Consider the following 7,637-nt stretch of genomic DNA (forward strand, 5'->3'; position numbering starts at 1 on the left):
TAGCGGGGGGCGAGATCAAGGAGCCAGCGATGACCGGTTTCACCCTGGCGGCCGCGGCCAGCGTCGCGGTGGGCCTGACGGTCGGTGTCGCGACCACCCTCGGCGTCACACTGGCCGTCGCCGACCACGGCGCGGCGGCCGTGCGAGTCCGTCCAGCCGCGATCACCCCGCTCGAACCCCATCAGGTGCAATACGGCGACCGGTGCTTTCACGGGCACTGCCTGCCCTGAAGAGCGCTCAGGGGCGCCGGCCGGGCTTCTGCTAGGTTGGCGCTAGGCCGCCGCTACGTTTCGAAGATGCTGTAAGGAGCCGTCGATGAACCGAATCATTGCGCCCGCCGCCGCGAGCGTGGTGGTTGGTCTGTTGCTCGGCGCGGCAGCGATCTTCGGGATCACGTTGATGGTGCAGCAGGACACGAAACCGCCACTCCCCGGGGGCGATCCGCAGTCGTCAGTGCTCAACCGGGTCGAGTACGGCAACCGTAGCTAGCGGCGATCGCAAGCGCGGCGAAGCCGGGCGCTGGGGTCCCCGCGGAGCTGGGGACGGGTCGCCGCCGTTAGCCAGCCCGGCCACCGCGAGGGCCGCCGCGCCGGCCTTGGGCTCGCCGGCCGCTCGCGTCTCGCGCCGGTGGCTGTGGTTGGTCGGGGCGATCGCCCTGCTGTTGACCTTCGCCCAATCGCCGGGGCGGGTCTCCCCCGATACCAAACTCGATCTCACCGCCAACCCCCTGCGCTTCCTGGCCCGGGCCACCAACCTCTGGAACAGCGACCTGCCGTTCGGGCAGGCGCAGAATCAGGCCTACGGGTACCTGTTTCCGCACGGCACATTCTTCGCGGTCGCCCACCTGCTTGCGGTGCCCGGATGGGTCACCCAGCGGCTGTGGTGGGCGCTGCTGCTCACCGTCGGCTTCTGGGGGCTGTTGCGGGTGGCCGAGGCGCTCGGCATCGGCAGCCCGGCGTCGCGGGTCATCGGCGCCGCGGCGTTCGCGCTGTCGCCGCGGGTGCTGACCACCCTGGGGTCCATCTCGTCGGAGACCCTGCCGATGATGCTGGCGCCGTGGGTATTGCTACCGACGATCCTGGCGCTGCGCGCGTCGGGCAACCGGTCGGTGCGGGCGCTCGCCGCGCAGGCCGGTCTGGCCGTCGCGTTGATGGGCGCGGTCAACGCCATCGCCACGCTGGCCGGCTGCCTGCCCGCGGTGATCTGGTGGGCGTGCCACCGGCCCAACCGGTTGTGGTGGCGCTACACCGGGTGGTGGCTGCTGGCGCTGTTCCTGGCGATGGCGTGGTGGGTGGTGGCGTTGGTGATGCTGCGGGCAATCAGCCCGCCCTTCCTGGACTTCATCGAATCCTCGGGGGTGACGACGCAATGGTCGTCGCTCACCGAGATCCTGCGCGGAACCGACAGCTGGACCCCGTACGTGGCGCCGACCGCGACCGCCGGCGCGCCGCTGGTGACGGGCTCGGCGGCCGTTTTGGCCACCTGCCTGCTGGCGGCGGCGGGGCTCGCGGGGCTGGCGAGTCCGGCGATGCCGGCCCGCGGGCGGTTGGTGACGATGCTGTTCGTCGGTGTGGCGCTGATGGCCGTCGGTTACAGCGGCGGGCTCGGCTCGCCGGTGGCGCACGCGGTGCAGGCGTTCCTGGATGCCGGCGGCGCGCCCCTGCGCAACGTGCACAAGCTGGGGTCGGTGGTCCGGATCCCGATCGTGCTGGGTGTCGCGCAGGTGTTGGGGCGGGTCCCGCTCCCCGGCCGGGGCCCCGCCTCGGGGTGGTTGCGCGCGTTCGCCCACCCGGAGCGCGACAGGCGGGTGGCCGTCGCGATCGTCGTGCTGACGGCACTGCTGGTCAGCACCTCCCTGGCGTGGACCGGCCGGCTGACCCCGCCCGGCACCTTCAACGCGATACCCCGGTACTGGCAGGAAACCGCCGACTGGCTCGACCGGCACAACTCGGGCGCCCAGACGCCCGGTCGGGTGCTGGTGGTCCCGGGCGCGCCGTTCGCCACGCAGGTTTGGGGCACCAGCCATGACGAGCCGCTGCAGGTGCTCGGCGGCAGCCCCTGGGGCGTGCGCGATTCCATCCCGCTGACGCCACCGCAGACCATCCGGGCGCTGGATTCGGTGCAGCGCCTCTTCGCCGCCGGGCGCCCGTCGGCGGGGCTCGCGGATACGCTTGCCCGCCAAGGCATTTCGTACTTGGTGGTGCGTAACGACCTGGACCCGGACACGTCGCGCTCGGCGCGGCCGATCCTGGTGCACCGGGCCGTCGACGGGTCCCCCAGGCTGCAGAAGGTGGCCCAGTTCGGCGAGCCGGTGGGCCCCGGCACCCTCGCGGGCTTCGTCGCCGACAGCGGCCTGCGCCCGCGCTATCCGGCCGTCGAGGTGTATCGGGTCACCGGCGGTTCGGGAGTGCCGTACTTCGCCGACGTGGACCGGCTGCCCCGGGTCGACGGCGGGCCGGAGGTGCTGCTGCGCCTCGACGAGCGGCGCCGGTTACAGGGCCAGCCGCCGTTGGGTCCGGTGCTGATGGCCGCCGACGCGCGCGCCGCCAACATCCCGGCGCCGACCGTGACCGTCACCGATACCCCGGTCGCCCGCGAGACGGACTACGGCCGGGTGGACCAGCATTCGTCGGCCGTGCGGGCCGCGGGCGACGCCCGGCACACCTACAACCGGGTGCCCGACTATCCCGTCCCCGGCGCCGACCCGGTCGTGGGCGCCTGGGCCGGCGGCCGGATCACCGTGTCGAGCTCGTCGTCGGACTCCACCGCGATGCCCGACGTCGCGCCGGCGACCGCGCCCGTCGCGGCCGTCGACGGAGACCCGGCGACCGCGTGGGTGTCCAACTCGCTGCAGTCCGCCGTCGGCCAGTGGCTGCAGGTTGATTTCGACCATCCGGTGAACAACGCGGCGCTCACGCTGACGCCCAGCGCCACCGCCGTCGGCGCCCAGGTGCGCCGCGTCCTGATCGAGACCGCGACCGGGAGCACCACCCTGCGGTTCGACGAGCCGGGCAAGCCGCTCGCCGCCGCCTTGCCCTACGGCGAGACGCCCTGGGTGCGGATCACCGCCGCGGGCACCGACGACGGGTCACCGGGCGTGCAATTCGGCATCACCGACCTCTCGATCACCCAATACGACGCGTCCGGATTCGCCCATCCGGTCGAGCTGCGCCACACCGCGCGGGTCCCCGGGCCGCCGCCAGGTTCGGCGATCACCGGCTGGGACCTGGGTTCGGAGCTGCTCGGCAGGCCGGGGTGCGCGACGGCCCCCGATGGCGTGCGCTGCGCGCCGTCGATGGCCCTGGCGCCGGAGGAGCCGGTCAATCTGAGCCGGACGCTGACCGTTCCGGCGCCGATGTCGGTGACGCCGCTGGTGTGGGTGCGTCCACGTCAGGGACCCAAGCTGGCCGACCTGATCGCCGAGCCGGGCACCACGCGGGCGCGCGGGGACTCCGACATGGTCGACGTCCTCGGCTCGACGTACGCGGCGACAGACGGCGACCCGTCCACCGCGTGGACGGCGCCGCAGCGGGTGGTGCAGCACAAGGCCCCGCCCACGCTGACGCTCACCCTGCCGCGACCCACCGAGGTCACCGGGCTGCGGCTGGTGCCCAGTCGGTCGGCGCTGCCCGCCCACCCGACGATGGTGGCGGTCAACCTGGGCGACGGCCCGCAGGTGCGCTCGTTGAAAGCCGGTGAACCGCAGACACTTTCGCTGAATCCGCGGGTGACCGACAGCGTCACCGTGAGCCTGCTGAATTGGGACGACGTCATCGATCGCAATGCGCTGGGCTTCGACCAACTCAAACCGCCGGGGCTGGCCGAGCTGTCGGTGCTGGGCGCCGACGGCAACCCGATCGCGCCCGCCGACGCGGCCCGCAACCGCGGGCGCGAGATCACGGTCGACTGCGACCACGGCCCGGTCGTCGCGGTCGCGGGCCGGTTCGTCCACACGTCGATCCGCACCACCGTCGGAGCCCTGCTCGACGACGAGCCCATCGCCGCGCGCGCCTGCGACCCCGATCCGGTCGCGCTGCCGGCGGGCGAGCAGGAGGTGCTGATCAGCCCGGGCGCTCAGTTCGTCGTCGACGGCGCCGAGCTGACCTCCCCGGCCGCCGCCTCGGCCGCGCCCGCCCCCGTCGCGGTCCCGGTATGGCGGGCGTGGGGGCCCGACCGACGCGAGGTGCAGGCTGCGCCGTCGCCCGCTTCGCGGGTCCTGGTCGTTCCCGAAAGCATCAACCCCGGCTGGGTCGCGCGCACCAGCAACGGGACCCGGCTGACCCCGGTCGCCGTCAACGGCTGGCAGCAGGGCTGGCTGGTGCCCCCCGGCGACCCGGGCACCATCACGTTGACCTTCCCGTCCAACGCCCCGTACCGGGCGGGGCTGGCGTTCGGGCTGGCCCTGCTACCCCTGTTGGCGATGCTCGCGCTGTGGCGCACACGGAACCGGCGGACCGACGCTGCGGCGGCCCAGCCGTGGAACCCGGGAGCGTGGGCGGCTGTCGCGGCGGCAGCCGCCGCGGCGCTGGTCGCCGGGGCGGCCGGCGTCGTCGTGGTCGGAGCGGCCTTGGGGCTGCGATACGCGCTGCGCCGCCGGCGCCTCGACGGCGCCGCGATGGCGCTGAGCGCGGGCGGTCTGATCCTGGCCGGTGCGGTGCTTTCGCGGCATCCCTGGCGGTCGGTGGACGGCTACGCCGGCCATTCCGCGAATGTCCAGCTGCTGGCGCTGATTTCGCTCGCGGCGCTCGCCGCGTCCGCCGTGGCGCTGCCCGATCGGGCGCGCGGGTCGCGCGACGAATAGCCATCGCGGGTATTGGCTAGCCGTTTACCGGCTGATTGACTGGATATGCGGGTCTGTGTGACCGCCACCGTCCGAGGAGTTACGGCCATGGGCTGGTTTTCCGCACCCGAATATTGGCTCGGCAGAGAGGTGCTCGAGCGGGGTGTCGCGGTGGTCTACCTGCTCGCATTCGTAGCGGCCGCGGCACAATTCCGCGCGCTGATCGGCGAGCACGGAATGCAGCCCATCCCGCGGTTTCTGGCCGGGCAGTCGTTTTGGCGGACCCCCAGCCTTTTTCATCTGCGCTACTCCGATCGCCTGTTCACGGCCGTGTCCTGGTTCGGGGCGGCGCTGTCGGCGTCGATCGTCGCGGGCGCGGCTGACGCGGTGCCGCTGTGGGCCGCGATGTCGATGTGGCTGACGCTCTGGGTGCTCTACCTCTCGATCGTCAACGTCGGGCAGACCTGGTACGCGTTCGGCTGGGAGTCGCTGCTGCTGGAAACCGGCTTCCTGATGATCTTTCTCGGCAATTCCCAAGTGGCGCCGCCGGTGCTGACGTTGTGGATGGTGCGACTGCTGCTGTTCCGCGTCGAGTTCGGTGCCGGGTTGATCAAGCTGCGCGGCGACCCGTGCTGGCGCGACCTGACGTGTCTGTACTATCACCACGAGACGCAGCCGATGCCCGGGCCGTTGAGCTGGTTCTTCCACCACCTGCCCAAGCCCCTGCATCGAATCGAGGTGGCGGGCAACCACTTCTCGCAGCTGGTCGTTCCGTTCGGGCTGTTCGCCCCGCAACCCGTGGCCGGCATCGCCGCCGCGATCATCGTCGTCACCCAGTTGTGGCTGGTGGCGTCGGGCAACTTCGCCTGGCTGAACTGGGTGACGATACTCTTGGCGTTCAGCGCCATTGACGACTCGTGGCTCGGTTCGATCGGTTTGCATGATCGTCCGGCGTTCTCGGCGACGCCGATGTGGTTCGCCGCGGTGGTGGTCGCGTTCACGGTGGCGGTGTTGTTCATGAGCTACTGGCCGGTGCGCAACATGCTGTCCTCGCGCCAGCGAATGAATATGTCGTTCAATTCTTTTCATTTGGTCAACACCTACGGCGCGTTCGGCAGCATCGGCCGCGTGCGCCGCGAGGTGGTGGTCGAAGGCACCGACGAAGCCCACCTCACCGACCAGACGGTCTGGAAGGAATACGAATTCAAGGGCAAGCCCGGCAACGTCCGCCGGCTCCCGCGCCAGTGGGCGCCCTATCATCTGCGGCTCGACTGGTTGATGTGGTTTGCCGCCATCTCACCCGCCTACGCGCAGCCGTGGCTGACGCCGTTCCTGCAGCGGCTGCTGCGTAACGATCGGCCCACGCTGCGATTGTTGCGGCACAACCCGTTTCCGGATGCGCCGCCGCGCTACGTACGCGCGCTGCTGTATGAGTATCGCTTCACGACGCCCGCCGAGCTGCGCCGCGAGCGGGCCTGGTGGCATCGGACGCTGATCGGCGGGTACGTCCGGCCGATGGCGCTGAGGGCGGATTCCGGAACGGGACGGGGCTAAGGGGCCGCGGGCCGGTCGAGTAATTCCAGGCGCGCGTCGAGCAGACGTGGGTAGTACCAGTAGTAGCCGGCGAGATATGCGAAGGCCACCGCCAACAACAGGTTGCGCAACGTGAAATGTCTTGCGTCGCCGATGAAGCCGATAAATTGCGTCGCCACCAGGATCCAACAAGCGGCGATCATCACTTTGGCGGAGCCCGCGATGGAGTCGCGCGCCCGCTCGATCAGTTGCCTCGCCGCCCGACGCGTTGCCGGATCATCGGGAAGGGGACCCGAACGCATCGCCTTGGACATTTGACGACATTCCGCGAATGACAGTGTTTCGAGCGACGCGCGCAGCCCCGCCATGCGGCGCACCGAGCCGAGCGCCGTGGCCAGGCCGATCACCAGTGCGCCGACCGCAATGGTGATCCACCACGGTGCGCTGGTCCAGTGCGCCGGGGACGGCCCGCTGGGGTAATCGCCGATCATCACCAGCGGGGTCAGGCCCAGCATCACCACCAGGGCGTACAGCGGCCACTGCAGCCACCAGGGTCTCAACGACAGCCACAACGACACGCACGAAACCTTATCGAAGCGCGGCCTGGCTATGCCGCGTCGTCATCGTCGTCTTCGTGTTCGCCGCGTAGGAGTTTTTCGGGGTGGTGGAAGGTGTTGGTGCGGGGTTGGCCGCGGTCGTGGTGTGGGGGTGGGATCCATTCGGTGTGGCCGGTGGTGTTTTTGCGGGTGGACCAGCCGCCGGGTTTGAGCAGGCGGTGATGGGGTCCGCAGGCGAAGGTGAGGTCGTCGATGTCGGTGCGCCGGGTTTTGGCGTAGTCGGTGACGTGGTGGACTTCGGAAAGGTAGCCGGGCACGGTGCAGCCCGGCGCTGAACATCCGCGGTCGTGGGCGTAGAGGACGATGCGTTGGCCGGGGGATGCCAGCCGTTTGGTCTGGTAGAGGGCCACGGGTTTGGCGTTGTCGAAGACGGCCAGGTAGTGGTGTGCGTGGCGGGCCAGGCGGATGACATCGCTGATCGGCAGGCGGGTGCCCCCGCCGGTGCGGCCGGTGCCGGCGGCGGCCTCGAGATCTTGCAGCGTGGTGGTGATGATGATGGAGGCGGGTAAGCCGTTGTGCCGGCCGAGTTTTCCTGAGGCCAGTAGCGCCCGGTTGGCTGCCAGCAGTGCGTCGTGGTTGCGTTGGGCCGCCGAGCGGGCGTCGCGGTCGATCGCGTCTTGGCTGGGGGCGCCGTCCACGCAGGGGGTGTCGTCGGCCGGGTTGCACATGCCCGGGGCGGCGAGTTTGGCCAGCACCGCCTCGAGGGT

The 7,637-nt window shown here is 70.8% G+C and carries 6 protein-coding genes; 4 read left to right on the plus strand and 2 right to left on the minus strand.

Annotation, left to right across the window (positions count from 1 at the left end; genetic code table 11):
• The first annotated feature begins 29 nt into the window (after positions 1 to 29).
• The 4 genes from A5681_RS21800 to A5681_RS21815 all read left to right on the plus strand — a co-directional run bounded on the left by A5681_RS21800 (position 30) and on the right by A5681_RS21815 (position 6,334).
• Entirely contained in the window at positions 30 to 230 is a 201-nt protein-coding gene (locus A5681_RS21800; protein ID WP_067280271.1) for a DUF2613 family protein, read from the plus strand.
• A gap of 85 nt (positions 231 to 315) precedes the next feature.
• Positions 316 to 489 carry a DUF2613 domain-containing protein gene (locus A5681_RS21805; RefSeq protein ID WP_065443914.1) on the plus strand — a complete coding sequence of 58 codons (174 nt, stop codon included), beginning with the start codon at positions 316 to 318 and terminating at the stop codon, positions 487 to 489.
• Positions 490 to 595: 106 nt separating this feature from the next.
• Positions 596 to 4,801 (plus strand): alpha-(1->3)-arabinofuranosyltransferase domain-containing protein, encoded by a 4,206-nt coding sequence (locus A5681_RS21810; RefSeq protein WP_156738091.1) that lies wholly within the window; start codon positions 596 to 598, stop codon positions 4,799 to 4,801.
• Between the two features lie 87 nt (positions 4,802 to 4,888).
• A complete protein-coding gene (locus A5681_RS21815) occupies positions 4,889 to 6,334 on the plus strand; it encodes a lipase maturation factor family protein (protein ID WP_067280274.1) in 1,446 nt (481 codons plus the stop codon).
• Here A5681_RS21815 and A5681_RS21820 read toward each other — a convergent pair.
• Together A5681_RS21820 and A5681_RS21825 are read right to left on the minus strand one after the other, a co-directional pair.
• Complete coding sequence (locus A5681_RS21820; protein ID WP_156738092.1) at positions 6,331 to 6,831, minus strand: hypothetical protein; 501 nt, start codon at positions 6,829 to 6,831, stop codon at positions 6,331 to 6,333. The genes A5681_RS21815 and A5681_RS21820 overlap by 4 nt on opposite strands.
• A gap of 89 nt (positions 6,832 to 6,920) precedes the next feature.
• Positions 6,921 to 7,637 (minus strand): HNH endonuclease signature motif containing protein (locus A5681_RS21825; RefSeq protein WP_156738093.1); only part of this gene is annotated, 717 nt, incomplete at its 5' end.

It is taken from the genome of Mycobacterium scrofulaceum, from assembly GCF_001667885.1.
GTDB lineage: Bacteria > Actinomycetota > Actinomycetes > Mycobacteriales > Mycobacteriaceae > Mycobacterium > Mycobacterium scrofulaceum_C.

Excerpts from the sequence above, each read along its gene's own strand:
- A5681_RS21800 (WP_067280271.1), top strand. The coding sequence starts at position 30 with ATGACCGGTTTCACCCTGGCGGCCGCGGCCAGCGTCGCGGTGGGCCTG.
- A5681_RS21805 (WP_065443914.1), top strand. The coding sequence starts at position 316 with ATGAACCGAATCATTGCGCCCGCCGCCGCGAGCGTGGTGGTTGGTCTG.
- A5681_RS21815 (WP_067280274.1), top strand. The coding sequence starts at position 4,889 with ATGGGCTGGTTTTCCGCACCCGAATATTGGCTCGGCAGAGAGGTGCTC.